At 33.3% G+C, this 25,372-nt stretch carries 27 protein-coding genes and 1 tRNA gene; 18 read left to right on the top strand and 10 right to left on the bottom strand.

The genetic code is table 11. The annotated features are described in order from the left end of the window. Window positions 1-178: 178 nt before the first annotated feature. The 3 genes from VDP25_RS08905 to VDP25_RS08895 all read right to left on the bottom strand — a co-directional run bounded on the left by VDP25_RS08905 (window position 179) and on the right by VDP25_RS08895 (window position 3,715). Window positions 179-252: transfer RNA gene (locus VDP25_RS08905), tRNA-Asn, on the bottom strand. An 83-nt stretch (window positions 253-335) separates the two neighbouring features. Further along, window positions 336-1,679 (bottom strand): RIP metalloprotease RseP, encoded by a 1,344-nt coding sequence (gene rseP, locus VDP25_RS08900; RefSeq protein ID WP_334468863.1) that lies wholly within the window; start codon window positions 1,677-1,679, stop codon window positions 336-338. Window positions 1,680-1,774: 95 nt separating this feature from the next. After that, window positions 1,775-3,715 carry a M1 family aminopeptidase gene (locus VDP25_RS08895; protein WP_334468861.1) on the bottom strand — a complete coding sequence of 647 codons (1,941 nt, stop codon included), beginning with the start codon at window positions 3,713-3,715 and terminating at the stop codon, window positions 1,775-1,777. Window positions 3,716-3,800: 85 nt separating this feature from the next. On the opposite strand from VDP25_RS08895, the gene VDP25_RS08890 reads away from it, so the two are divergent. From VDP25_RS08890 to VDP25_RS08870, 5 genes are all read left to right on the top strand, one after another. After that, complete coding sequence (locus VDP25_RS08890; protein ID WP_334468859.1) at window positions 3,801-4,481, top strand: SCO family protein; 681 nt, start codon at window positions 3,801-3,803, stop codon at window positions 4,479-4,481. Between the two features lie 92 nt (window positions 4,482-4,573). After that, window positions 4,574-4,807, top strand: coding sequence for a FeoA family protein (locus tag VDP25_RS08885; RefSeq protein ID WP_115815619.1), 234 nt, complete (start codon window positions 4,574-4,576; stop codon window positions 4,805-4,807). Then, window positions 4,800-6,899: a ferrous iron transport protein B gene (gene feoB, locus VDP25_RS08880; RefSeq protein WP_334468857.1), complete on the top strand. Its 2,100-nt coding sequence runs from the start codon at window positions 4,800-4,802 to the stop codon at window positions 6,897-6,899. The genes VDP25_RS08885 and feoB overlap by 8 nt, the downstream gene beginning before the upstream one ends. Before the next feature lie 19 nt (window positions 6,900-6,918). After that, window positions 6,919-7,059 (top strand): FeoB-associated Cys-rich membrane protein, encoded by a 141-nt coding sequence (locus VDP25_RS08875; protein WP_334468855.1) that lies wholly within the window; start codon window positions 6,919-6,921, stop codon window positions 7,057-7,059. After that, the gene (locus tag VDP25_RS08870) at window positions 7,050-7,289 is read left to right on the top strand and encodes a hypothetical protein (protein ID WP_334468853.1); all 240 of its coding nucleotides are present in this window, start codon (window positions 7,050-7,052) and stop codon (window positions 7,287-7,289) included. Before VDP25_RS08875 ends, VDP25_RS08870 begins: the two co-directional genes overlap by 10 nt. A 7-nt stretch (window positions 7,290-7,296) precedes the next feature. Here VDP25_RS08870 and VDP25_RS08865 read toward each other — a convergent pair whose 3' ends face one another. After that, window positions 7,297-8,106, bottom strand: coding sequence for a DUF6503 family protein (locus VDP25_RS08865; protein WP_334468851.1), 810 nt, complete (start codon window positions 8,104-8,106; stop codon window positions 7,297-7,299). A 110-nt stretch (window positions 8,107-8,216) separates the two neighbouring features. After that, the gene (locus VDP25_RS08860; RefSeq protein ID WP_334468850.1) at window positions 8,217-8,873 is read right to left on the bottom strand and encodes a metal-dependent transcriptional regulator; all 657 of its coding nucleotides are present in this window, start codon (window positions 8,871-8,873) and stop codon (window positions 8,217-8,219) included. A gap of 99 nt (window positions 8,874-8,972) precedes the next feature. Here VDP25_RS08860 and VDP25_RS08855 point away from each other — a divergent pair, with 99 nt between their 5' ends. From VDP25_RS08855 to VDP25_RS08830, 6 genes are all read left to right on the top strand, one after another. Beyond that, window positions 8,973-11,225 carry a TonB-dependent receptor gene (locus tag VDP25_RS08855; RefSeq protein WP_334468849.1) on the top strand — a complete coding sequence of 751 codons (2,253 nt, stop codon included), beginning with the start codon at window positions 8,973-8,975 and terminating at the stop codon, window positions 11,223-11,225. Window positions 11,226-11,265: 40 nt separating this feature from the next. Further along, complete coding sequence (locus VDP25_RS08850) at window positions 11,266-12,177, top strand: metal ABC transporter solute-binding protein, Zn/Mn family (protein ID WP_334468847.1); 912 nt, start codon at window positions 11,266-11,268, stop codon at window positions 12,175-12,177. Between the two features lie 49 nt (window positions 12,178-12,226). Beyond that, window positions 12,227-13,024: a metal ABC transporter ATP-binding protein gene (locus VDP25_RS08845; RefSeq protein ID WP_334468845.1), complete on the top strand. Its 798-nt coding sequence runs from the start codon at window positions 12,227-12,229 to the stop codon at window positions 13,022-13,024. 69 nt (window positions 13,025-13,093) lie between these two features. Next, window positions 13,094-13,486, top strand: coding sequence for a VOC family protein (locus VDP25_RS08840; protein WP_334468843.1), 393 nt, complete (start codon window positions 13,094-13,096; stop codon window positions 13,484-13,486). Window positions 13,487-13,491: 5 nt separating this feature from the next. Then, window positions 13,492-14,619, top strand: a complete 1,128-nt coding sequence (locus tag VDP25_RS08835; RefSeq protein ID WP_334468872.1) for a metal ABC transporter permease — start codon at window positions 13,492-13,494, stop codon at window positions 14,617-14,619. Beyond that, the gene (locus VDP25_RS08830) at window positions 14,612-15,772 is read left to right on the top strand and encodes a metal ABC transporter permease (RefSeq protein ID WP_334468841.1); all 1,161 of its coding nucleotides are present in this window, start codon (window positions 14,612-14,614) and stop codon (window positions 15,770-15,772) included. The genes VDP25_RS08835 and VDP25_RS08830 overlap by 8 nt, the downstream gene beginning before the upstream one ends. Before the next feature lie 262 nt (window positions 15,773-16,034). On the opposite strand, the gene VDP25_RS08825 is transcribed toward VDP25_RS08830, so the two are convergent. Next, on the bottom strand, window positions 16,035-16,823 hold the full coding sequence (locus tag VDP25_RS08825) for a TerB family tellurite resistance protein (protein WP_334468838.1): 789 nt from the start codon (window positions 16,821-16,823) through the stop codon (window positions 16,035-16,037). A gap of 131 nt (window positions 16,824-16,954) precedes the next feature. On the opposite strand from VDP25_RS08825, the gene VDP25_RS08820 reads away from it, so the two are divergent. The 5 genes from VDP25_RS08820 (at window position 16,955) to VDP25_RS08800 (ending at window position 20,400) form a co-directional block, all read left to right on the top strand. Beyond that, entirely contained in the window at window positions 16,955-17,359 is a 405-nt protein-coding gene (locus tag VDP25_RS08820) for a hypothetical protein (RefSeq protein ID WP_334468836.1), read from the top strand. A gap of 138 nt (window positions 17,360-17,497) precedes the next feature. After that, the gene (locus tag VDP25_RS08815) at window positions 17,498-17,908 is read left to right on the top strand and encodes a BrxA/BrxB family bacilliredoxin (protein ID WP_215926607.1); all 411 of its coding nucleotides are present in this window, start codon (window positions 17,498-17,500) and stop codon (window positions 17,906-17,908) included. A gap of 81 nt (window positions 17,909-17,989) precedes the next feature. Then, window positions 17,990-18,727, top strand: a complete 738-nt coding sequence (locus VDP25_RS08810) for a lysophospholipid acyltransferase family protein (protein ID WP_334468834.1) — start codon at window positions 17,990-17,992, stop codon at window positions 18,725-18,727. A 20-nt stretch (window positions 18,728-18,747) separates the two neighbouring features. Further along, entirely contained in the window at window positions 18,748-19,728 is a 981-nt protein-coding gene (locus tag VDP25_RS08805) for an acyl-ACP desaturase (RefSeq protein WP_334468833.1), read from the top strand. A gap of 9 nt (window positions 19,729-19,737) precedes the next feature. Further along, on the top strand, window positions 19,738-20,400 hold the full coding sequence (locus VDP25_RS08800; protein ID WP_334468831.1) for an HD domain-containing protein: 663 nt from the start codon (window positions 19,738-19,740) through the stop codon (window positions 20,398-20,400). A gap of 60 nt (window positions 20,401-20,460) precedes the next feature. Here the strand turns inward: VDP25_RS08800 and VDP25_RS08795 are convergent, their stop codons facing one another. The 3 genes from VDP25_RS08795 to VDP25_RS08785 form a co-directional block, all read right to left on the bottom strand. Continuing rightward, window positions 20,461-21,240, bottom strand: coding sequence for a hypothetical protein (locus VDP25_RS08795; RefSeq protein WP_334468829.1), 780 nt, complete (start codon window positions 21,238-21,240; stop codon window positions 20,461-20,463). 123 nt (window positions 21,241-21,363) lie between these two features. Then, window positions 21,364-21,537: a hypothetical protein gene (locus VDP25_RS08790; protein ID WP_334468827.1), complete on the bottom strand. Its 174-nt coding sequence runs from the start codon at window positions 21,535-21,537 to the stop codon at window positions 21,364-21,366. Window positions 21,538-21,553: 16 nt separating this feature from the next. Continuing rightward, window positions 21,554-22,432 carry an AraC family transcriptional regulator gene (locus VDP25_RS08785; protein ID WP_334468825.1) on the bottom strand — a complete coding sequence of 293 codons (879 nt, stop codon included), beginning with the start codon at window positions 22,430-22,432 and terminating at the stop codon, window positions 21,554-21,556. 247 nt (window positions 22,433-22,679) lie between these two features. Here VDP25_RS08785 and VDP25_RS08780 point away from each other — a divergent pair, with 247 nt between their 5' ends. Next, window positions 22,680-23,237: a hypothetical protein gene (locus tag VDP25_RS08780; protein WP_334468823.1), complete on the top strand. Its 558-nt coding sequence runs from the start codon at window positions 22,680-22,682 to the stop codon at window positions 23,235-23,237. 344 nt (window positions 23,238-23,581) lie between these two features. Beyond that, window positions 23,582-24,139 carry a hypothetical protein gene (locus VDP25_RS08775; RefSeq protein ID WP_334468821.1) on the top strand — a complete coding sequence of 186 codons (558 nt, stop codon included), beginning with the start codon at window positions 23,582-23,584 and terminating at the stop codon, window positions 24,137-24,139. Between the two features lie 72 nt (window positions 24,140-24,211). Here VDP25_RS08775 and VDP25_RS08770 read toward each other — a convergent pair whose 3' ends face one another. Further along, window positions 24,212-25,288, bottom strand: a complete 1,077-nt coding sequence (locus VDP25_RS08770) for a PA0069 family radical SAM protein (protein ID WP_443089855.1) — start codon at window positions 25,286-25,288, stop codon at window positions 24,212-24,214. Window positions 25,289-25,372: the final 84 nt, after the last annotated feature.

The following is a 25,372-nucleotide window of genomic DNA, read 5'->3' as shown; positions in this document are numbered from 1 at the left end:
TCTTTCAATGCTAAAATAAAAGCGTTCAGGGCACAGTTTAGAGGGGTCAAGAATGTGGAATTCTTTCTGTTTAGATTAACTACAATCTTTGCTTAAACACAACTTTTGATCTTGATCCATGGTTAACATTTAACTACAAAACACAAAAAAGCCACTACTTTCGTAATGGCTTTGTTTGCTCCTCTTCTTAGGCTCGAACTAAGGACCCTCTGATTAACAGTCAGATGCTCTAACCAACTGAGCTAAAGAGGAAGGTTATTTTTCGCGTTAGCGGATGCAAATATATACAGTATTTTCATTATTACAAAATGAAATATTATTTTTTTTTAAAAAAATTAATTCGTGAGGGCTTTAAAAATATCATTACCGTTGGCAAACAACACTAAAGCTATTAAAATAAAGAAGCCTATCACTTGTGCGCGCTCTAAAAATTTTTCGCTTGGTTTCTTTCCAGATATTATTTCGAATAACAAAAACACCACGTGCCCACCATCTAATGCTGGTATTGGCAATAAATTAAGTATGGCTAACATAATAGATAAGAATGCGGTTAAGCCCCAGAAATCTTGCCAAATCCATTGGTCAGGGAATACGTCAAAAATGGCTTTAAAGCCACCGACTCCTTTATAAGCACCTGTACTAGGTGTGAAAATTTTTCCTAATTGATCAAAATAACCAGAAACTTGTTCTTTAAATTTATCTACACCGCCACCAAAACTTTCTAAAAAGGTATAGTCTTTATGTATGATATCAAAATAACCTAGTTCTGCAAACCTTGAATTATGAGTAGCCAAACCAACACCAAACTTTCCGTTTTTATCTACCTCTAAGGTTCTGTCTATTTTTTCATCTTCTCTTAAAAATGTAACTGTTACAGATTGGTTCTTATACTCTAATAATTTATCTGCTACCTGATCAAAATAACGAATTTCTTCTCCATTAAGCGCTAGTAAAATATCTCCTGTTTTTATATCTACACTTTTATTTATAGAAGTATCTGGTACAGTGCCAACCATAAATGGAATTCGTAACTTAAAAGTTCCATTCTTTCTTTCGGCCGACGACAGCTGACCTAAGAAATCTTTTGGGAGCACAATTTCTTTCTTCTGGTTATCTCTAACTATAGAATACTTTTCGCCCTTTACTAAATTTTTCTTAACGTCATAATAGGTATCAACTTTCTCATCATTAATAGCTAATATCTTATCGCCATTTTTAAAACCAACATCTAAAAGCAATTCGTTTTCAATCCAAAAACCATCTTTCATACTGTCAGTAGTAACATCTGTATCTCCATAGGTAAAAGAAATAGCCACATAAATTACATAGGCCAAAATAAAATTCACCGTAACTCCACCTAACATAATAATTAAACGTTGCCATGCTGGCTTAGAACGAAATTCCCATGGCTGAGGAGGTAGTGCCATTTGCTCTTTATCCATGCTTTCATCAATCATTCCAGCTATTTTCACATAACCGCCAAGAGGTAACCAACCTATACCATATACAGTATCTCCAATTTTCTTTTTAAATAGTGAAAATTTTACATCAAAAAAGAGGTAAAATTTTTCGACTTTAGTCTTAAAAAGTTTCGCCGGTATAAAGTGTCCAAGCTCGTGCAATACAATAAGCAAGGATAAACTGAGTAAAAATTGAGATATTTTTATAATAAATTCCATGTAATCTTTTTCAAATTTCGATGTGCAAAAGTAATGTATTTATCTCAAACGTATATTTAAAAAAAACATAGGAATACGTTAAAACAGCACCTTAGCTATATTTTTACAACTCTTTTAATGATTGTCTTATCCTTTGTTTGAATTTGAACAAATAATAAACCTGACGCTAAAGTATTTAAATGAATTTGAGCGCTCCAATGGTGTTGCAATACTAATTGTCCTAAACTGTTATACACTTTAATCGTTTCAACCTCTATATGTTCGGGCTTTATAAAGTTTATTACAGAAGTTGTTGGACTGGGATATAAAATTATATCATCATCAAAATTAAAATCAGAGGAACTTAAACTTACCGTATTGTTTTTTGAAATTAAATGGTAATCCGGATCAATTAACACCTCTTGAACTGTAAAATTGACCGTTTCAAAAAATTGTTCATTATTAATAGTATTGTTTAAAACAAGATCTAAAGATTCTCCAAAAGTTCCTAAAATTCTAATTGGTACTTCGGCTTCAAAAAAAGAAACCGAGGCATGACTTTGGGTTTGCGACACCATAAGTTGCAACTGGCTTTCATCTTGATTCCAATTCACAGCATAAGTTGGATAGCCTTGATTATAAACCCAATCGTTAAAAAATTCATCTAAATCTTCACCCGTTGTCGCTTCCATAACATCAATAAAATCCTCTGTTTTAGCATAATCGTAAGCTAAATCTGGACTATCTAAATAATTTTGTAACCCTTGATAAAAGTCTGTATCACCAAGCTTTTTTCTTAACATGTGTAAAACCATAGCTCCTTTATTATAACTAAGGCGACTACTAAAAATCCTATTAACACTTGTAGTATCTTGATCTGTAAGATATACAGCGCCGTGAGGCTGTGAGGTAATATTATTAACGGTCTGCTGTCTCCACGATTTAAAACTAGGTGCTCCATCTAAACCTTCAATAACCAATCCAGACAAATATGTTGCAAAGCCTTCGTTTAACCAAATATCTTTCCAACTTCCACAGGTTATTTTATTGCCAAACCATTGGTGTGCTAGTTCGTGAGCAATAAGCCCTCTATTAAAAGAGCCCATAAAGGATATTGTGGTGTGCTCCATGCCTCCTCCCCAACCAAATTGGGCATGGCCATATTTTTCGTCTGCAAAAGGATATTCTTCAAAAAAATTTGTAAAAAGATTCATAATATCTACAGTCACTCCAGTACTCGCTTGTGCACTTGCTAAATTTTCTGGATAGACATAATTTACAATATCAAATGGATTTCCATTATTTGCTACTTCATGGGAATACACTTCATAATTAGTAACAGCTACAGCAATTAAATAAGCAGGAATGGGATGACCATGCTTAAAATGCGTGGTTTTCTCAGAACCTGTAACCACCTGGCTTTGCTCTAACCCATTAGATACTGCCACATACGGTTTATTCAATGGATTTAATACTGGAGTGGTAATATATACATCGATATCTTCTATCTTATCTATTAAATCTTGCTTACAAGGCCACCAACCTTTGGCACCATAAGGTTCAGACAGCGTCCAAATAATAGGATCATTATCATTACCATGAGTGGTCTGCTCAAAAGAACCAAAACCAGAACTCACAGGATTACCAGCATAACTCACTGTTAACGAATCTAAAACTCCTTGCGCTTGTGTAGTTGGCAAGGTAATAATCAATTCATCATCAGAATTTTGCGTATAACTTAAATTGCTACCACGCTGTAATACTTGAGACACAATCATATTATCTGCCAAATCAAAAGTGATTTCAGTCATGGCCTCCTTAGCTTCAAAATAAGTAGTGACATCACCCGAAATTGTTGCTACAGACGGATCTATATTTAATTCTAACCGATGGTATTTCACATCGTAATTTCCTGTATTAGCATTTTGAGCATTCATTATTTGGCGTAATGCTGAATTCGCTTCAGCTGAACGAATAGCTTGTAATGTCTCATTATAATCTTGTGCGTTTATATTTAAAGCAAATACCAAGATAAGGCAGCTAAAAAATCGTTTCATAGAGCTAGTTTTAATGTTAAAAATAAAGATTTTCTTGAGATTCAGTCGTATTTTTGCCCTTCAACATAGCTTTAACACACACGTAATGTCATTTCTTTCATTTTTTAAAGGGTATAAAAAATTCGGAATCTTTTTTTCAATACTTTGTATCATCATCATCGCAATAATATACAATGTATTAAATGTAAAACATCCACTTCCTGTTTATCAGCCTGGTATGGTAAGCGAAGAATTGGTAGACAGCACTATTCAACACCAATTAAAATACCACAAAATAGCTGATTTTAGCTTGACCAATCAAAATGGAGAAACCATAACTCAAGAGACTTACAAGGATAAAATTTATGTCGCCGATTTTTTCTTTACAACATGTCAAACAATATGTCCAATAATGACAGACCACATGTCTTTAATACAAAAAGAAATTATTAACGATGACGATGTAATGTTACTTTCACATTCCGTAACACCAAAAATTGATAGTGTCGCACAACTAAAAAAATACGCTAAAGAAAAAGGAGTTATAGATCGAAAATGGAATTTAGTTACAGGCGATAAAAAACAAATCTACGAACTCGCTAGAAAAAGCTACTTAGCCGTAAAAACCGATGGTAATGGAGATGCCTACGATATGATACATACCGAAAACTTTATGTTGATTGATAAAAACCGTCAAATTAGAGGATTTTACGATGGCACAAAACCTGAAGATATTGACCAACTTTTACAAGATATTGAGACTTTAAAATCTTTTGGTGGCTCATAAATAATTGTAAAGCATTTAAATATTTATTGACTAACTTTTTAAGCTAATAAATTTCTATTACTTTTGCTTCTTTAAAATTAATCTAAATAAGGATAAGGTTGACATTAGCAGATCTAAAACGCGGACAACAAGGCATTATTACTGATGTATCTTCTATACATATTCCATTAAAACTTCTCGAAATGGGTTGTTTACCTGGTAATTTGGTAGAACTTGTACAAGTTGCTCCTTTTGCAGACCCAATGTATCTTAACATTAATGGTACGCATTTAGCCATTAGAAAAGAAACTGCTATTCATATTATAATTGAAACTGCGCATGAGTAAGCAAATCAACGTCGCGTTAATAGGAAATCCAAATACTGGAAAAACATCTGTTTTCAATGCACTAACTGGATTAAATCAAAAAGTTGGTAATTATCCTGGTATTACGGTTGAAAAAAAAGAAGGGATCTGTAAACTGCCACGAGGAGTAAAAGCACATATTATTGATTTACCAGGAACCTATAGCTTAAACGCATCATCTTTAGATGAAAACGTTGTTATTGAATTACTACTAAATAAAACCGATAAAGATTACCCTGATGTTGCTGTTGTTGTTAGTGATGTAGAAAATTTAAAACGAAATCTTTTATTATTCACTCAAATTAAAGATCTAAAAATTCCAACAATTTTAGTCATTAACATGGCTGATAGAATGGAATATAAAGGCATTTCATTAAATTTAGATTATTTAGAAACGCAACTTAAAACTAAAATAGCATTAATAAGTACGCGAAAAAATAAGGGCATAGACAAGTTAAAAGAATTAATAGCGACTCATAAAGAACTCTCTGTTGAACCTTGTTTAGATGCCTCTACCATAGATAAAGCTTATTTTGATAACTTAAGAAAAGCATTTCCTAATCAATTATTATACAAGCTTTGGTTGGTAATTACCCAAGATGTCAACTTCGGAAAAACAGACCGAAAAACATTTGAAGCCGTTGAAGATTTCAAAACGAAGTCTAAAACAGACTTAAAACGACTTCAACAAAAGGAAACCATAAAACGTTACCAATTTATAAACGAAACACTAAAGTTAGGGCAAACTATTGACCTTAAATCGGCAAAAGACTTACGTATAAAACTAGACAGAATTCTAACTCACAAAGTTTGGGGCTACTTAATTTTCGGAATCATTTTACTTACCATTTTTCAAGCGATTTACGATTGGTCGAGTATTCCAATGGATTTTATTGATAGTTCATTTGCCTCATTAAGCGAGTGGACAAAGAGCACCTTACCTGAAGGAGCATTTACAAACCTCTTGGCAGAAGGTATTATTTCAGGACTTGGTGGTATTGTGATTTTCATTCCACAGATCGCCTTCTTGTTTCTGTTTATTTCTATTCTTGAAGAAAGCGGCTATATGAGTCGTGTGGTCTTTTTAATGGATCGTATTATGCGACGTTTTGGACTTAGTGGAAAAAGTGTTGTGCCTTTAATTTCGGGAACAGCCTGTGCTATTCCTGCTATTATGGCAACTCGAAATATCGAAAGTTGGAAAGAGCGCTTAATCACCATTTTAGTCACTCCTTTCACTACGTGTTCGGCAAGGTTGCCTGTTTACCTTATTATTATTGCTTTAGTTATACCCGAAGGACGAATATTAGGATTAAGCTATCAAGCCTTAACTTTAATGCTCTTATACCTTATTGGATTTGGAGCTGCCGTTGGTTCTGCTTGGATTTTAAATAAAATTCTTAAGATAAAAAGTAAGAGTTTCTTCGTTGTTGAAATGCCAAATTACAAATTACCGTTATTTAAAAACGTTGCCTTAACGGTTTTAGAAAAAACAAAAGCTTTTGTATTTGGAGCGGGTAAAATTATACTTGCCATATCTATTGTATTGTGGTTTTTAGCATCTTATGGCCCTGGAGACGATTTTAATAACGCCGAAACCATTGTTACAGAACAATACGCTTCAGAAAACTTATCTGAAGAGGAATTAAATCAAAAAATAGAATCTCATAAATTAGAACATTCCTTTATAGGTATTGCAGGTCATGCAATAGAACCAGCAATAAGACCATTAGGTTACGATTGGAAAATTGGTATTGCCATAGTGAGTTCTTTTGCGGCACGTGAAGTTTTTGTTGGAACTCTAGCCACTATATATAGTGTTGGTAGTGATGAAGAAGAAACCATTAAAAACCGAATGGCAGGAGAAGTTAACCCAATACTTGGAGGTCCATTATTTAACTTTGCTTCTGGTATTTCATTACTGTTATTTTACGCCTTTGCTATGCAATGCATGAGCACACTTGCTATTGTAAAAAAGGAAACAAATTCATGGAAATGGCCTATATATCAATTAGTAATTATGAGCGCTTTTGCTTATATTGTAGCTTTAGTTGCATATCAACTTTTAATATAAATAAGCCTAAAACAAACTTATGAATACCATTATTCAAAACATATTAGTTTTTGTAGCATTAGGTTTAGCCTTACTTTTTTTAGTGCGTAAATTTATTTGGACACCTAAGAAAAAATCGGCTAAAGCTTGTGGAGGTGATGATGGCTGCGGATGTCATTAATTGTTATTTCAATCGCTTACTTTTTTGATTACAAATCTAATAAATCAACATTTTTAAAAGACCTCATAAATGGCATTCTTATATGCATTGGTCTTTTAATTTCGGCATTAGTATTTGTAGCTATATTTAATCTAACTATTGTTCATGGAATTTTCTATATAGGTATAGAAATCATTCTCGTATTCGTCCTAAAAGCCTTTACACAGCGTAATAACAATAGTAATAAATAAGCTGCTCCTATTTTTCTATAAAACCTGAAGGAACAGAAAATGTATCAGCATCTGGTGTTACAAACTTTACATTGTTTAACGTTGCATTACCGATAACTTTTCCTAAGCCATCCTCTTTAGACCATTCATAAAATTCCCAGTGATGTGCTATTGGTACACCATCTATCATTTTATAATTAGAGTAACCTATGGCATGCGGATCTGCCTCTGCCGCTTCTGTAGATTTATTAACCGTAACAATATAAGCCACGTAATCCATCATATGTGTTTTTGGATCGCTGTAAACAATATACCAATCATCTGGAGCATCTCCTGTATTGGCTTCAAACGTTAAACGTTGCGAATTGTATGTTTTATCATTAAGCTTTGCGCTTTCTACATCAGACCAAATAGTTCCTTGGTCGCTCAACTTAGTAGGAAATAGTAAGAAATACATCCACGTGTAAGCATCAAATCGCGCTGCTTTATCATTTTTAAGGTTTGGCGAATGAAATACGTTTTCGCCATCATAATAAATGAAAGTACCATCATTTAATGCCATCTTTCCTTTTGTAGAATTGGTTAAATACGTCATTTTGCCACTAAGGCGTTCTTTACCACCAAAACTAATGACCATATCTAATTCAATAGCTTCTTTAGACAAAAATACGTCCTTATTATATGCCTCTTCAATAGTTTCTACAGGTATGAGCATCTTATTTTCTATGGCAGGCTCAGAGGTTTCTACTTCAACTGGTGCTTTCTTTTCGCTTTTACAACTTGTTGAAACAATTAAAAGCAATACACAAACAATACTAAACTTAAACATATAAGACATATTTTGGGGTTTTATTAAACGTATCGACCAAATTAGAGTGTAAAACGCTTAGGTCTAGGAATTTTAAGATAAGTTTAGCGTTTTATGTAAAAATTCTAGCTAAAGCGGAATTAAACCTTCTTTAAGTATAAATTTTTAGCCACACTTTGAGAGACTACTATTTCCGAATCACCTAAAGTTAGCTTTATAGAATTATCATAAGGCTCTTTATGCTTCACTGTAATTATTGTGCCAAGTGCAATATTATTACTGTCTAGGTATTTCAAAAATTTAGAAGAGGTATCATCTACTCCAACACATTTGTATGTAGAACCTACTTCAGCTTTAGCCAAAACTATTTTTTCAATATGCTTAAAGTTACCTTCCTTATCCGGAATTGGATCTCCATGAGGATCATACGTCGGAAATTCTAAAAATGCATCAAGTTCGTCAATCAACTTTTCAGACTTAATATGCTCTAAATGCTCTGCCACTTCATGAACCTCATCCCAAGAAAAGTTTAATTTTTCTACTAAAAACACTTCCCAAAGACGATGCTTTCTAATAATATTTACTGCGACACGTCTACCATCATCTGTTAAAGTAACACCTTGGTATTTTTTATAATCCGCATAATTCTTTTCAGATAGTTTTTTAATCATATCTGTAACAGAAGATGCTTTGGTCTGCATAGCAGAAGCGATAGCATTTGTATTTACCGTTTTTTCGCCATTACTACTTAAGTGGTAAATCGCTTTAATATAATTTTCTTCTGTTAGTGTAATCATAAGTTTATCGTGTTCTGCAAATATAGAAAAACTAAACTTCTTAAAATATTTTTAGACTAATCTAAAAATACTTTTATATTTGTGTAAAATTAATTCAAGATGAGACTAATTAATATAATTATTTTTATGATTTGTGCTAATACAACAGCACAGTCAACTTTTAGTTTAGAAGGAAAAGTTCTATCCAACGGTAAGCCTCTTCCGTATGCAAATGTGTATATTGAAAACACAGATAAAGGTGCCATAACTAATGAGAATGGTGTTTTTAGCATCCCTAACTTAGCTCCTGGAAATTATTCTGTAGCTGCTTCTTTTACAGGGTATACTCTTCAAAAGAAAACAGTTATAATTAAAGCCAAAGACAGCTATATCACCTTTAACTTAAACGAAGATGATGCACTTGATGAAGTGATTATCACAGGAACCTTAAAAGCGGTTTCAAGATTAGAAAGCCCTGTCCCTGTAGAAGTTTATACACCTACGTTTTTAAAGAAAAATCCAACACCAAATATTTTTGAAGCGCTTCAGAATGTTAATGGAGTTCGTCCACAATTAAACTGCAACATTTGCAATACTGGCGACATTCACATCAATGGTTTAGAAGGACCCTATACACTGGTTTTAATCGATGGTATGCCTATTGTCAGTGGATTATCTACCGTTTATGGGTTATCTGGAATTCCTAATTCGCTTATTGAACAAATAGAAGTAATTAAAGGACCTGCATCTTCATTATATGGTAGTGAGGCTGTTGGTGGACTTATAAATGTGATTACCAAATTACCTGAAAATTCCCCTCGTTTCTTTGCAGATGCCTTTGTAACGGGTTGGGGCGAAACCAACTTAGACCTTGGTTTTAAAGCCCAAGTAGGTAAAAAAGCAACTGTTTTAGTAGGTACTAACTACTTTAAGTTTGATGAACTTATAGATAATAACAATGATAATTTTACAGATTTAACTTTACAAGATCGCATTTCAATATTTCAAAAATGGGATTTTAAAAGGGCAAGTAACCGAAAATTATCTTTGGCTGGTCGTTACTTTTATGAGGATCGTTGGGGAGGTGAACTTCAATGGAACAAAACGTATAGAGGTGGAGATGCTATTTATGGTGAAAGCATCTATACGTCGCGTTTTGAAATCTTAGGAGACTACGAATTGCCTTTGAGTGAAAAAGTAAACTTTCAATTTTCATATTCCGATCACGATCAAAATTCAGTATATGGAAACACTCCTTATTTAGCACAACAACGCATTGGTTTTGGACAGCTAATTTGGGATAAAAAAATAGACAAACACGACTTATTATTCGGAACTGCATTACGTTATAATTATTATAATGACAATACAACCGCAACCATAAGTGCCGACGAAGTAACAATGCCTTCACTATTCATTCAAGATGAAATTGCTTTCAACAAAAAGCAAAGTTTATTACTTGGTATGCGTTATGATTACGATAGCAGACATGGCAATATTTTTACACCAAGAATAGCCTATAGATACAAACCCACTGATAATGACATTATACGCCTTAATGCAGGTACTGGCTTTAGAGTGGTCAATTTATTTACCGAAGAACACGCAGCACTTACCGGAGCAAGAGATGTTATCATAGAAGAGACCTTACAACCCGAAGAATCCTATAATATTACACTTAATTATTTAAAAAAATTATACCTAGACAATGGTATGTATTTTACTTTTGACACCTCAGCTTGGTACACGTATTTTACTAACGCTATACTACCAGATTACGACACCAATCCTAATAAAATTATATACAGCAACTTGGATGGTTACTCCACCTCTAAAGGCCTTAGTTTTAATGTCGATGCCGTTTTTGGCAGTGGTATAAAAGCGTCTATAGGTGCCACTTATCAAGATGTTTCTCAAACTGAAAATGGCCAACGCATTAAACAAATTTTAACCGAACAATACTCTGGCGTATGGTCGCTGTCCTACAGGAACTACAAAACAAATTTGACATTAGATTATACAGGAAATCTTTACGGACCAATGCGATTGCCATTGTTAGGAGATTTAGATCCAAGACAAGAGTATTCACCAACGTGGAGCATTCAAAACATACAAGCAACCTATGATGGTTTAGATAATCTTGAAATTTATGCTGGAGTAAAAAACCTATTAAACTGGACACCAAATAAAGGAAACCCTTTTATAATCGCTAGAGCAAACGATCCTTTTGATGAAAACGTTCAATTTAATGGAGATAGTGATGTCATTCCTACAACAGACAATCCATACGCACTAACATTTGACCCGTCATATGTTTATGGACCCAACCAAGGTATAAGATTATTCTTTGGAATGAGATATAACCTAAATTAATCATACAATTTTAGTACCTTCGTAATAAATATTTAGATATATGAAAAAAATAATTTTCTTCTTAGCTATCACGCTCATTTTTACGGCGTGTAAGGATGAATCTAAAGATAACGGCAAACTCAATATTGTAACCACTACGACCATGATAACCGATTTGGTTCAAAATATTGGTGGTGATATGGTGAATGTACAAGGTTTAATGGGTTCCGGAGTAGATCCACACCTCTACAAAGCCAGTGAAGGAGATGTTAATAAACTGGTTAAGGCAGATATTATTTTTTACAACGGGCTACATTTAGAAGGTAAACTCGTAGAAGTTTTTGAAAAAATGGGCAGCAAAACAAAAACTCCAATCGCTCTAGCAGATGCTTTAGACAAGCGTACACTAATAGGTTCTGAATATTTTGCTTCAAATTTTGATCCGCACGTTTGGTTCGATATTAATTACTTTAAACAATTTGCAGAAAAAACAGCGACCATTTTATCTGAAAGAAACCCTGAGAATGCTAAAACATTTGAAGCCAACAAAAACGCATACCTTACTAAATTAGAAGCACTTCAAACTAGCATCACGCAAATTATAACAACACTTCCTAAGGAAAAACGAATATTAGTAACTGCTCATGATGCGTTTAATTATTTTGGAAAAGCTTACGGATTTGAAGTGGTTGGTTTACAAGGCATATCTACAGCAACTGAAGCAGGTGTACAAGATGTTCAAAAATTGGCTACATTTATTATCGAGAAACAAATCAAAGCCATATTTGTAGAAAGTTCTGTACCTAAACGAACAATTGAAGCCTTACAAGCTGCAGTAAAATCAAAAGGACACGATGTAAAAATTGGAGGCACCTTGTATTCTGATGCGCTCGGAAATGCAGGCACAGCAGAAGGCACTTATATTGGTATGTTTGAATATAATGTAAACACGATTGTAAATGCTTTAAAATAAAATTCCTGCGAAGGCAGGAATCTCATTAAATTAGAGTTAAATCTCAAAAATGAAAATAGAATCAAAGGAAAATATAAAAAACAACGATACTACTGATAAGACTCCTGCTTCCGCAGGAGTAATTGCTGTAAAAGTAGACGACCTTACCGTTGCCTACAACTACAAACCTGTACTTTGGGACATCGATTTAGAAATCCCAGAAGGAGTTTTAATGGCTATTGTTGGACCTAATGGCGCAGGAAAATCTACACTTATAAAATCGATTTTAGGGATACTAAAACCTATTGCTGGAAGTGTTAGCATTTACGGAAAACCATACGAAAAGCAACGACAACTCGTTGCCTACGTGCCTCAAAAAGGAAGTGTAGATTGGGATTTCCCTACCACAGCATTAGATGTGGTGATGATGGGAACCTATGGAGGTCTAGGCTGGATTAAACGTCCTGGACAAAAAGAAAAAAAAGCAGCACTTGAAGCGTTGGAAAAAGTAGGGATGTTAGCGTTTAAAAGTCGACAAATTAGTCAGCTTTCAGGAGGACAACAACAACGTATTTTTTTAGCACGCGCTTTAGTACAAAATGCTTCAATTTATTTTATGGATGAACCATTTCAAGGAGTCGATGCAACCACTGAAATCGCCATCATTAATATTTTAAAAGAATTACGAAAAGCAGGTAAAACAGTTATTGTGGTACATCACGATTTACAAACCGTGCCCGAATATTTTGATTGGGTGACCTTTTTAAACGTCAAGAAAATTGCCACAGGACCTGTAAAGGATATCTTTAATGACGATAATTTAACGAAAACTTATGGTATTAACTATAAAGTAAGTATACAGGAATAAAATTAGTTGTCAGTTTTCAGTCGCAGTAAGCAGTGCTTACGCTATTGAAAACATGAAATCAATAAAAACATGAAATACGCATACACTATTTTATATGTCGAAGATGTTGAAAAGACCATGTCATTCTATGAAAATGCTTTTGGATTTCAAAACAAATTCATCACACCAGAGCATGATTATGGAGAGTTACTTTCCGGTGAAACCACAATCGCTTTTGCATCTCATTCCTTAGGCAATTCAAACTTAAAAAAAGGCTTTAAACAACTTTCAATACATGAAAAGCCCAACGGAATTGAAATGGCTTTTACAACTGAAAACATTGAAATAGACTTTAAAAACGCATTGGCAGCAGGTGCTGTTGAATACGAAAGTATTACCCAAAAACCTTGGGGACAAAAAGTAGGATATTTAAGAGATATTAATGGGTTTCTAATAGAAATTTGTACACCAATAAAACACTAAAGGCCATAAACTTAATCGAATACATAGAACTTGTCTTTACAGACTACACGCTAAGAACCATCACACTTGGAACAGCCATATTAGGAGCTGTTACTGGAATGCTTGGTAGTTTTGCTGTACTTAGAAAACAAAGTTTATTAGGAGATGCTATTTCTCATGCCGCTTTACCAGGTATTGCGATTGCTTTTTTAATTACTGGAGCTAAAGACAGTAATACGTTATTAATTGGAGCTTTAATTAGCGGATTAATTGGTACGTTTTGGATTAGAGGTATTGTCACCAAAACCCACTTAAAATCAGATACCGCTTTAGGTTTAATTCTATCTTTGTTTTTCGGATTTGGAATGTTGTTACTCACCTTTATTCAAAAACAACCTAATGCTAACCAAGCCGGATTAGACAAGTACCTTTTCGGACAGGCAGCTACCTTAGTAGAAAGTGATGTATGGTTAATGGTTATTGTTACAGGAATATGTTTTATAGTCATGCTTACCTTCTGGAAAGAGTTTAAAATTTTACTCTTTGATGCCGATTACGCCCAAACACTCGGTTTCAATACTAAATTTATAGATATTCTTATCACAACATTTATAGTTTTAGCTATTGTGTTAGGACTTCAAACCGTTGGAGTAGTTTTAATGAGTGCTATGCTATTAGCTCCTGCTGCTGCTGCTAGACAATGGACAAACAGTTTATCAGTTATGGTGCTCTTAGCAGCACTTTTTGGTGCCTTTTCTGGGGTCTTTGGAACAGCAATTAGTGCGAGTCAAGATAATTTATCTACAGGACCTGTTATTGTGTTAGTGGCTGGCGTTTTTGTCGTGTTTTCATTTATATTTTCTCCTAGTCGGGGCTTATTATTTAAGCAAATCCGATTCATTAAAAATCGTCGCGATTTAGAACTACATAAAACACTCGCATTTATGCATCATATTGCAGAAACTCACGAAGATATTTCACATCCACACTCCATAAAACTTTTGAATAATTTTCAGGGTTATACACGTTCTACGCTTCAAAAGTTGGTAGATAAAGATTATGTACAACTCGATGGAAATATGTGGAGTTTAACCAAAACTGGTTTTGAAACCGCAGCTAATTTATATACTAAACTATCTACCGAAGATGAGTAGTGCACAACTAGAAATACAGCTCATAGCAAGTTTAGTAGCCGTTGCTTGTGCCATTCCTGGGACGTTTTTAGTCCTTAGAAAAATGGCTATGATTAGCGATGCTATTAGTCATTCTATCTTACCTGGTATTGTTGTTGGTTTTTTTATAACACAAGATTTAAATTCACCTTTATTAATTCTACTAGCAGCTTTAACAGGTATTATTACGGTGGTTTTAGTAGAATATATTCAGAAAACAGGATTGGTAAAAGAAGACACAGCCATAGGACTAGTATTTCCAGCCATGTTTAGTATTGGCGTCATTCTAATTGCTAAAAACGCCAACGATGTCCATTTAGATGTCGATGCTGTTTTATTAGGCGAATTAGCCTTTGCTCCTTTTGATAGGTTACTCATTGCCGGAACTGATGTAGGTCCAAAATCACTTTGGGTCGTTGGCACTATTCTACTCATCACAATTACACTTTTAATTCTATTTTTTAAAGAATTGAAAATAAGCACCTTTGACAAAGGTTTGGCAGCATCCTTAGGGTTTTCACCAGCGATTATCCATTACGGATTAATGTCTGTATCATCCATAACAACTGTTGGTGCATTTGATGCGGTTGGAGCTATTTTAGTAGTCGCTTTAATGATTGCTCCCGCTGCTGCTGCCTATTTACTAACCACAGACCTAAAGAAGATGCTAGCTTTAGCCATAGGTTTCGGCATTTTTAGTGCCATTTTTGGCTATTGGGTAGCACATTGGCTAGATGCTTCAATTGCAGGTTCTATTACAACGGTTCTTGGTTTAGTCTTTTTATTGGTCTATTTATTTGCTCCTTCAAAAGGTATTATCGCCGTTATGTACAGAGAAAAACAGCAACGTACCGAAGTCTCTTTATTGACGTTTTTACTACACTTAAAGAATCATGATGAAATTGAAGAGCGCCACGTTAATCACCTCAACGAGCATATTAATTGGCAAAAAGTACGTGCTAAAACCGTTCTCGATTTAGCCAATAAAAATAATATGATTCATATTGAAGACAATATTGTGTCCTTAACTAAAAAAGGAGATGAATTCACGTCTAAAGCCATTGATTACATTATTACTAATGAAGATGCGCAAATTGAAGACATGAAGGATGATTTCTTTTTGTTTAGAGGATAAATTGGATTTATTTGTAATACTATTGAAAGCTTCAATACTTAATAACGACAGATGCCAATATTTTTAAACCATCATGAACCTATTAAATTATCTTACAGGTAAAAACGGATTAATCCTTTTAGGGTTTATTGTCCTATGTGTTTTTATCTATAACAAGTATAAAACACAACGCTACTTTAAATACATTGAAAAACGACAGAAAGAAAAAGAAAGGAAAGAATAAACTTTTATAACATCCTATTGTCTTCTAACAACTATAGACTTATTTAAACCCACGTTCCTTCTGAATATGCTCATAAGCTTCTTGCACTTGTCTAAACTTAGCTTCTGCACCTTCTTGATGTTCTTTACCTAAATGACCGACACGATCTGGGTGGTATTTTTTAGCCATAGTACGATATGCTTTTTTAACCTCCGTATCAGAAACTGACTTATCAATTTCTAAGATTTTATAAGCATTATCACTACTGTTATAAAACATGGCTTTTATGCTTTCGTAATCTCTATTACTAATTCCTAAATACCCTGTTATTGTATAGATTTGACGTAATTCGTCTTCAGTAACTAAACCATCTGCTTTTGCAATTCCGAATAGAAAATGAAGTAATTGTAATCGCGACGCATGATCCATCATTTGCCTAATCTGCAAACACACTTGGCGTGTAGATATATTTTGTTTGGAAACACGCTTAAACAACTCAAAGGCTTTATTCGCTCTATCTTTACCGTACATATTGGTAAATTGTTGACGTACAAAATCTAATTCGCGTTGGTCTTGTTTTCCATCGGCTTTAATAACAATAGATGCTAAAATCAAAAGACTCACTTCAAAATCACCAGATTGTGTTTGTGATCGTGATGTACGTTGACCGTAATTTGGTGTTTTTCGATACGTATCGCGCTGTCTTCCCGATTGACGATCACCTATTAAAGGCGTACCGCTATCTGTTAAATTATCGACAAAACTACCCAAAGCTAATCCTATAATAGCGCCTATTGGACCACCAAAAGACCAACCTAAAGCACCACCAATCCATTTTGCAAAACTCATATTATATTTTTGATTTTCTAAAGCTGTAAATATACTATATGTTAGTTGGATGAAAATGTAATTTGTTACGTTTTGTGCGCAACCATGTGTATAAATCTGTATCTTATAGGCATAACCAATACCTTAATATTATGAAAACTTCTTTTTATATTCTAGCCTTGATGCTTCTTACACTAAGTTGCAATAGTGATGACGATACACAACAAAACCCAGCACCAACACTTCATGCAACGTGGTCTTTAGTTAATGTTACTGGTGGTTTAGCAGGTGTGAATGACGATTTTGAATCGGGTATAATTACATGGCATTTTAATAATGAACCCTCTGAAATTACCGTTACCAATAATGATACAAGTAATGCTATACATAGTGGTTACCCTTCTGGAACCTATAGTTATGAAGTCGTAACAACTCCTAATGACACCACTGTAGTTATTGAGAATACAGATTTAAGAATTATAAGTTTAACCATTAATCAACTCATTTTAGATGAAGGTATGGTTTCTGACGGTTTTCAATACACTTTTAATAGATAGTCTCAGTTTTTATTCAACGTTTTTAGTACTATTGAAAACCAAAATACCACAATTCAAACTGCTTACTGAAGACTAAGGACTGCCGACATATTTTCATTATCTTTGCAATTCAAAATAGATAAATTAAAATTTAAAAATATGTATCCAGCAGAATTAGTAAAACCAATGCGTGAGGATTTAACCAGCGTAGGTTTTGAAGAATTACACACATCAGAAGCTGTAGAAAATGCTATTGCTAAAGAAGGTACAACCTTAGTGGTTGTAAATTCTGTTTGTGGTTGTGCAGCAGCAAATGCTAGACCAGGAGCTAAAACAAGTTTACAAAACCCTAAAAAACCAGATCATATCGTTACTGTTTTTGCAGGTGTAGACAAAGAAGCTGTTGATGCAGCGAGAGCACACATGGTGCCTTTTCCTCCAAGCTCGCCAAGTATGGCTTTGTTTAAAAACGGAGAGCTAGTACACATGTTAGAACGCCACCATATTGAAGGTCGTCCTGCAGAATTAATTGCAGAAAATCTTAAAGATGCATATAACGAGCATTGCTAAAAGATAAAAAAACGAAGTATTTAAACCACGATTTTTATCGTGGTTTTTTTGTACATAAATTGCAATGATTACCTTTGTTACATGAGAAAACTACTAGCCTATCCGCTTTCTATTATATTTTATTTATGCTTTGGGTTAACCTTGGTTATATTTCATATAATCCAATGGATTAGCTTTAATGTATTTGGCTATAAAGCACTTAAGATTAGTGTAGATTGGCTACAATTTTTTATTATGCGCTGCCTTAACCTTTTGGGCACTAGAATCTCATTTTACAATCCTTATAATATTAGTACAGACAGACCCTTAATTATTGTTTGTAATCACCAAAGCATGTATGATATATCTCCTATTATGTGGTATATGCGCAAGCACCATGTAAAATTTGTTTCTAAAAAAGAATTAGGAAAAGGAATCCCAAGTGTTTCCTATAATTTACGTCACGGAGGCTCTGTTTTAATAGACCGAAAAGATGCGAGACAATCGCTATCTGCAATGATGACCTTTGGAGACTATATTGAAAAAACAAAAAGAGCAGCCGTTATTTTCCCCGAAGGTACGCGAAGTAAGAATGGGGTTCCAAGACCATTTAAAACCAAAGGCTTAGAAATGTTAATCAAAAAGATACCTTCTGCACTCATTGTTCCTATTACAGTTAATAACTCATGGAAAATGTTACGCTACGGAAATTTCCCAATGGGAATAGGAAATCATATGAAATTTACTGTTCATAAGCCCTTAGAAATTATTAACTTTACAAATAAGACTGAATTAATTGAGCAAGTAGAACAAACCATTGTTGCTGCTATTGAGAATTAATTACCAAAAACACCATTAAGATGTCTCTAAAAAATGTAAGATTAGAAGTGATGCAGCATCTCGAAAAAGATGTACAATCGCTGATTGAAAAATATTTAATTCCTGTTGAAAAAATCTGGCAACCTACAGATTTCCTACCAGACTCTACAAAAGATTCTTTTCATGAAGAGGTTAAAGAAATTAGAGAATTATCTAAAGAACTACCTTACGATTTTTGGGTTGTTTTAGTTGGAGATATGATTACTGAAGAAGCCTTACCAAGTTACGAATCATGGCTTATGGACGTTGAAGGTGTAGGCCAAATTGAACGCAATGGATGGTCTACATGGCTAAGACATTGGACAGGTGAAGAAAACAGACATGGTGATGTTTTAAATAAATACTTGTACTTATCTGGTCGAGTAAATATGCGTGAGATTGAAAAAACGACTCAATATTTAATTAATGACGGTTTTGATATTGGTACAGGCAGAGATCCTTATAAAAACTTTGTATACACAAGCTTTCAAGAGTTAGCAACCTATATTTCTCATAACCGTGTCGCTAAAATTGCCAAACAAAAAGGCAATAAACAATTGGCTAAAATGTGTAAAATCATCTCAGGAGACGAAATGCGCCACCACCATGCGTATTCGGAATTTGTAGAGCGCATTTTTGCTATAGACCCTAACCAGATGATGATGGCTTTTCATGATATGATGAAACGCAAAATTGCGATGCCAGCACACTTTTTAAGAGAATCTGGCGAGAGTATTGGTACGGCTTTTGAAGAATTTTCTAACACCGCACAACGTCTTGGCGTATACACGTCTAACGATTATGTAGATATCTTACAGAAACTAATTGACCGTTGGGAAATAGGAAAAATGACCGGACTTAATGAGGAAGCCGAAAAAGCAAGAGACTACTTAATGAAACTACCTCCTAGAATGTATCGTTTGTCTGAGCGCATGAAGATTCCGGAGAATTCTTATCAATTTAAATGGGTAGATCCTGCGTAATAATTTCGTATGACAATTTCTGATGCGCAACTCATTGAAGCTACTATTGATTTCGTTAAAACCGAACTCAAGAATGCTGAAGGTGGCCACGATTGGTTTCATATTGAACGCGTTTACAAAAACAGCTTATTAATTGCTAAGCACGAAAATGTAAATATTACAGTTGTCTCGTTAGCAGCTTTACTTCATGATATTGCAGATCCTAAATTTCATAACGGAGATGAAGCACTCGGCTCTAGAATAGCCAGTACATTTCTATTAAAACACAATGTAGACAGTGAAATTATTGAGCATGTGACTCAGATTATAAATAACATGTCTTTTAAAAATTCATTTGATTTAAATACCTCTTTTACGTCTAAAGAAATGGAAGTAGTTCAAGATGCCGACCGCTTAGATGCTATTGGTGCTATTGGTATTGCACGTTGTTTTAATTATGGAGGGTTTAAAAACAGAGCGCTCCATAATCCAGACATTAAGCCTAATCTTAACATGACTAAGGCAGACTATAAAAACTCAGAAGCACCAACAATTAATCATTTTTACGAAAAATTGTTATTGTTAAAAGATCAGATGAATACTAAAACAGGACAACGCATTGCTTTAGAACGCCACAAGTATATGGAAGGTTTTCTAAAACAGTTTTATGCTGAATGGGAAGGTGAGAAATAAAAAAAAGCCATGATTTAACGAATTAAAATCATGGCTTTTGTATAAAATATCTAATTGAGCTTAATCTCTATAAGTGTAGCTAGATGAATAAATACTAGTTTCTGTTTCTTGTTCTCCTTCATAATTTTCGTCATAACTTACTGCAGTTAAAGTTCCTGATATTGGATAATCATCACTATTATAAACATAGTCTGCATTAATATCAAAGACAACAACTCCATCCTCGTCTTTATAGGTGATACCTGTAATATTATTAAGAGGAAATAGTAATCTTGCCTGCACCAATTCTGGACTTGTTGGGTTCATTGATAAATTTAATTCAACATTATCTAGAACAGAAATAATTCCTGCAGCTTGTAAGGTGTAAAAATATGGATTAGGATTAGAGTCGTATTCAACTTCCGCAGTATATTCTACCATTTCTTCAGTATCATTCAAATAATCATATTCATATTCAAAAAACTTAATTAAGGTTGGATTTCCATTATCATCATATTGCATTACTTCACCAGTTTCAAAGGCATCGTATGGAGATTCATATAGTTCTTCAATATTCAAATTATCACCTTGACCACTAATATTCGTTAATTCATTATTATCATATACAAAAATACTGTTGTCTATTCCGTCAGTTATTGACGACACTCTGTCGTTAGCATCGTAATTAACAGTTATTGTTGTGTCTTCGTCAGCATCTTGAGCTGAAACAATAGCAATTGTTTCAATATACCTTGCTACAGCGTCCGGATTGGCATCATCAAACTCATCTGAAGTTGAATCATCACAATTCGTAAAAACAAGTAAGAAAATGCAGAAAAATGGTAAAAATTTTAAATTCATAATATTATATTTTTTTGTTTTTTGAAGCGCAAATATAATTTTTAAAGACTGGAAATCAAATCGTAAAGTAAATGTTTCATAAGTAGTGTTTAAAATTCAGATTTAATCTAAAAAATAAAACATTCAATTCTCTTTTGCCACTTCTAGAGCTATTAAATTATACTCTATAGCTGCCATTTCCTCACCATACTGAATAATCTCATCAGCGGTTAAATTATTATTTGCATTTACAGCATCTAAAATATTTTGGCCTTTCTTGGTATAATAGGTAATTGTAGCCTCTATTTTATCTTCCATAAGTATCAAAATTTGATTATTGCAACATCAATTTTAATTCACTTCTATATTTAGAAGCGCTTTTGCCTGTAAACTCTTTAAACAATTTATTAAAGTGCGAAAAATTATTAAAACCACATTCAAAGCTAATATCTGTAATACTCATTTGGCTTTCCGAAAGTAATTTTGTGGCATGTACAATACGGTATTCATTAACTAGCTTTGTAAATGTTTTACCTGTTACTTTTTTAAAGTAGCGACAAAACGCTGGAACCGTCATACTCACTTTATCTGCAATCTCATCTAAACTAATATGTTCTTTAAAGTTTTGGTTAACATGCTTAAAAATGACATCTATTTTAGCACTATCTTGTGGTTCTGTTTCAAAAGCAAAACCATCTGCATTTAAAATGGTATAATCTTCAGATTTAGCCAAACCATGCAACACCTCTAATAAAATTAGGATTTTTTTAAAGCCTTCTTTTTCATTTAACTTTTCAATCTTCTTTCCTAATTTTTGCTTTGTTTTAACGCCAAATAGAATGCCTTTCTTAGACAATTCAAACATTTTATTAATCGCTTCCATTTCTGGAATATCAAAAAAATGATCTCCTAAAAATTCAGGTTTAAACTGCACTAAGGTTTCTGAGCCATTTATGGTTAATCGATCCGTAAAACCATTGTGCGGTAAATTAGATCCTATTAATAACAGCTGACTATTATTAAAATAAGACAAATGATTTCCTATATGGCGCTTACCCTGTCCTTTGTTAACATAAACTAATTCTATCTCGGGATGAAAATGCCAAAACGGCTTCTTTTCTTCTTTATAAGAGTCTATTTGATGCTTTCTAACTAAAATAGAACTACCAAATTCAGGGCTTATTTTTTCTAAAGTAGGTTTTCTTGTATTCATAACATATCAATTATTGCAAATTTAATTCTCCTACATTTTAAAACCTATAGCAGATTGATAATAATGTGCGCTATTTTAACCTAATATAATAATAAAACGACACATAAAGTTAATTATGTATATAAATGTGCCAAAATCAATGTTTTACACAAGTAATATTGGCAATACCTTTGTCGTATAAAATCATTTGAGCTGGAGTTGTAAATAACCACTTCGATTTCAGTTTTAACCTAAAAAATGAAATATTATGAAAACATTATTTAAACACATTTTAGTATTAGCTGTAATGTTAGGCACATTTACGAGCTACGCAAATGCAACATTAGAAGTATTACCTTCTTTTAATAGTGTAGAAAAAGGGAATTCCATATCGGTTACTGACGCTAGCGGAAATATTGTATTTAGTGGTCTTATTAACTTTAATGGTAATATTAGACAACTATACGATTTCTCACAATTAAAGGATGGTATATATATTATTGAAATCAATAAGGATTTTGAAATTGAAATTAATACGGTAGAAGTTAAAAACAATACGGTACATTTTTTAAATACTAAAAATGAAAAGATTTTCAAACCTGTATTTAGAGTTCAAAACGACAAACTTATAATCTCCAAAATAGCTTTAAACAATCCAAAAATGGACATAGAGCTATATTACAATAACGAATTAATTTATTCAGAAACGGTAAATGGAAAAGAAGTACTAAATAGAGTTTACAAATTAGACCATACTATTAAAGGAGAATATACAGCAGTTGTTAAATCCAACGCCAGAGTATTTACTAAAAACTTTAAAATATAGATTATTCTATTTTCTAAATTTAGAATTACATAATTGATTGTGGGCCACTTAAGGTCCACTTTTTTTTATTTAAAACGACACTAATCAACCCCAAATAAAAGTATGGCGAATAGAATTTCTAACTTTAAAAATATTTGAGTTCGATAAAATTATAGCAAATTACCATCAATATATACTATTTTAACCTATTGATTCAATCAAAACCCTATACATGTTAATTCTGTATACTAATCTACCAATATGCTTGTTTTTCAAAAGGCAAAGCTGCTATAAATTTGCAGTATAAAATCGTTAATAGTTGAAGTGATGTCTTTAACAACATAAAACGATTAAAATTAAAGATTATGAAAACATTATTAAAAAACATCTTAGTATTAGCAGTGGTGTTAGGAACATGCACAAGCTACGCAAACACAACAATAAACACAACATCACCTTCTAAAGATTTACGCAAGGGAGACCATATTTCTGTATCTAATAAGGCAGGAGAAGTTGTTTACAGTGGACGTATTAACTATAATGGAAATATAGAAAAGCTTTATGATTTTTCACAATTAGAAGATGGTATTTACACTGTTGAAGTGAATAAAGACTTTGAAATTGATATTAACTCAATACAAGTAAAAAACAACAAGGTTACTTATTTAGAAACTTCAAATAAAAAAATCTTTAAGCCTGTATTTAGATCTGAAGATTCTAAAGTTATCATCTCAAAATTAGCCATGGATACTAATGAAATGGTTATAGAGTTATATTTTGAAAATGACCTTATCCATACTGAAACTATAAAAGGAAAAGAGATTCTAAATCGCGTATACAAATTAGATCAAAACCTTAAAGGTAACTACACAGCTATCATTAGAGCAAATGGCCGTGTATTTGTTGAAGATTTTAAATTATAAATTGATTGTTTATAAATTAGTTTTATTTATTTAGTTAAAAAAGTGGGTTCTCTAATACCCACTTTTTTTTGTTTAAAAGAGTTTCATTTGACCATCTTTACAAGGCTGATGAAGAGACGTGTTTAGCTTTGGCATTGTCTTATACTTAAAATATTTAAACCTCGCCAATTTTATTAAATCGTTAATCTGCTTGGCAATTTGCCCCTCGCCTTGCATACGTTTGCCATATCTACTTTCATTTAGTGTACCTCCATGGCAATTTTCAATTTGATGCAAGACTTTTTCTGCTCTATCTGGCATTGCTTTTATTATCCAATCTGTAAAGATTTCTCCAATAGCTCCGTTTAGCCTCACAATAGTGTGCCCAATACCTAAAGCCCCAGCTTCTGATACGGCTTTCGCCATAGGTAAAATCTCATGACTATTAATAGATGGAATGATAGGTGCTAACATTACATTTACCGGAACACCATTGTCACTTAATTCTTTTACAACCTGAAGCCGTTTTTTAATCGTTGTAGTCCGCGGCTCTAAAACTCGTCTAGTATCTTCTGATAGTGACGTTATAGAAATATTTACTGATATTAAATTGTCCTTAGCTAAGGCTTTTAAAAGATCTAAATCTCTTAATATTAAAGCATTTTTAGTAATGATACCAACAGGGTGTTTGTACCTTAAAAACACCTCTAAACATTGCCTAGTAATCTCAAATTGCTTTTCGGCAGGTTGGTAACAATCGGTATTGCCAGACATAACAATAGTCTGCGCGTTCCAACTTTTCTTTTTTAAATGTGCTTCTAATAGTTTAGATGCATCTTTTTTAACTAATATCTTACGTTCAAAATCTAAACCTGCACTATACCCCCAAAACTCATGACTATTGCGTGCATAACAATAAATACAGCCATGCTCGCAACCTTGATACATATTCATAGAATAAGCCATACCAATATCTGGACTCGTTACTTTATTCACAATAGTTTTAGGAAACACATTGAGATATTGCGTTTTGTTTTTGTCGGCTACTTCTCCTTCTTTTTGGCAGAATTCAAGGAAATCATCTCGCATTTCGTAAGACAACTCAAAAAAACGATTATGTGTATTTTTCTGAGCGCCTCTTCCTTTTATATTAGATTTGGAATTTATCATACTATAAAATTAGTATGAAAACTGACTGAACATGGCTACAGGTTGTAGTTTTAACGCTATTGATTTATTTAACAGTATTAAGTT

Origin of the sequence: Winogradskyella sp. ECml5-4 (assembly GCF_036903175.1) — a bacterium.
GTDB classification, from domain to species: domain Bacteria; phylum Bacteroidota; class Bacteroidia; order Flavobacteriales; family Flavobacteriaceae; genus Winogradskyella; species Winogradskyella damuponensis.
The sequence above is the reverse complement of the archived record's forward strand: the minus strand, read 5'-3'. Positions and strand labels throughout refer to the sequence as shown.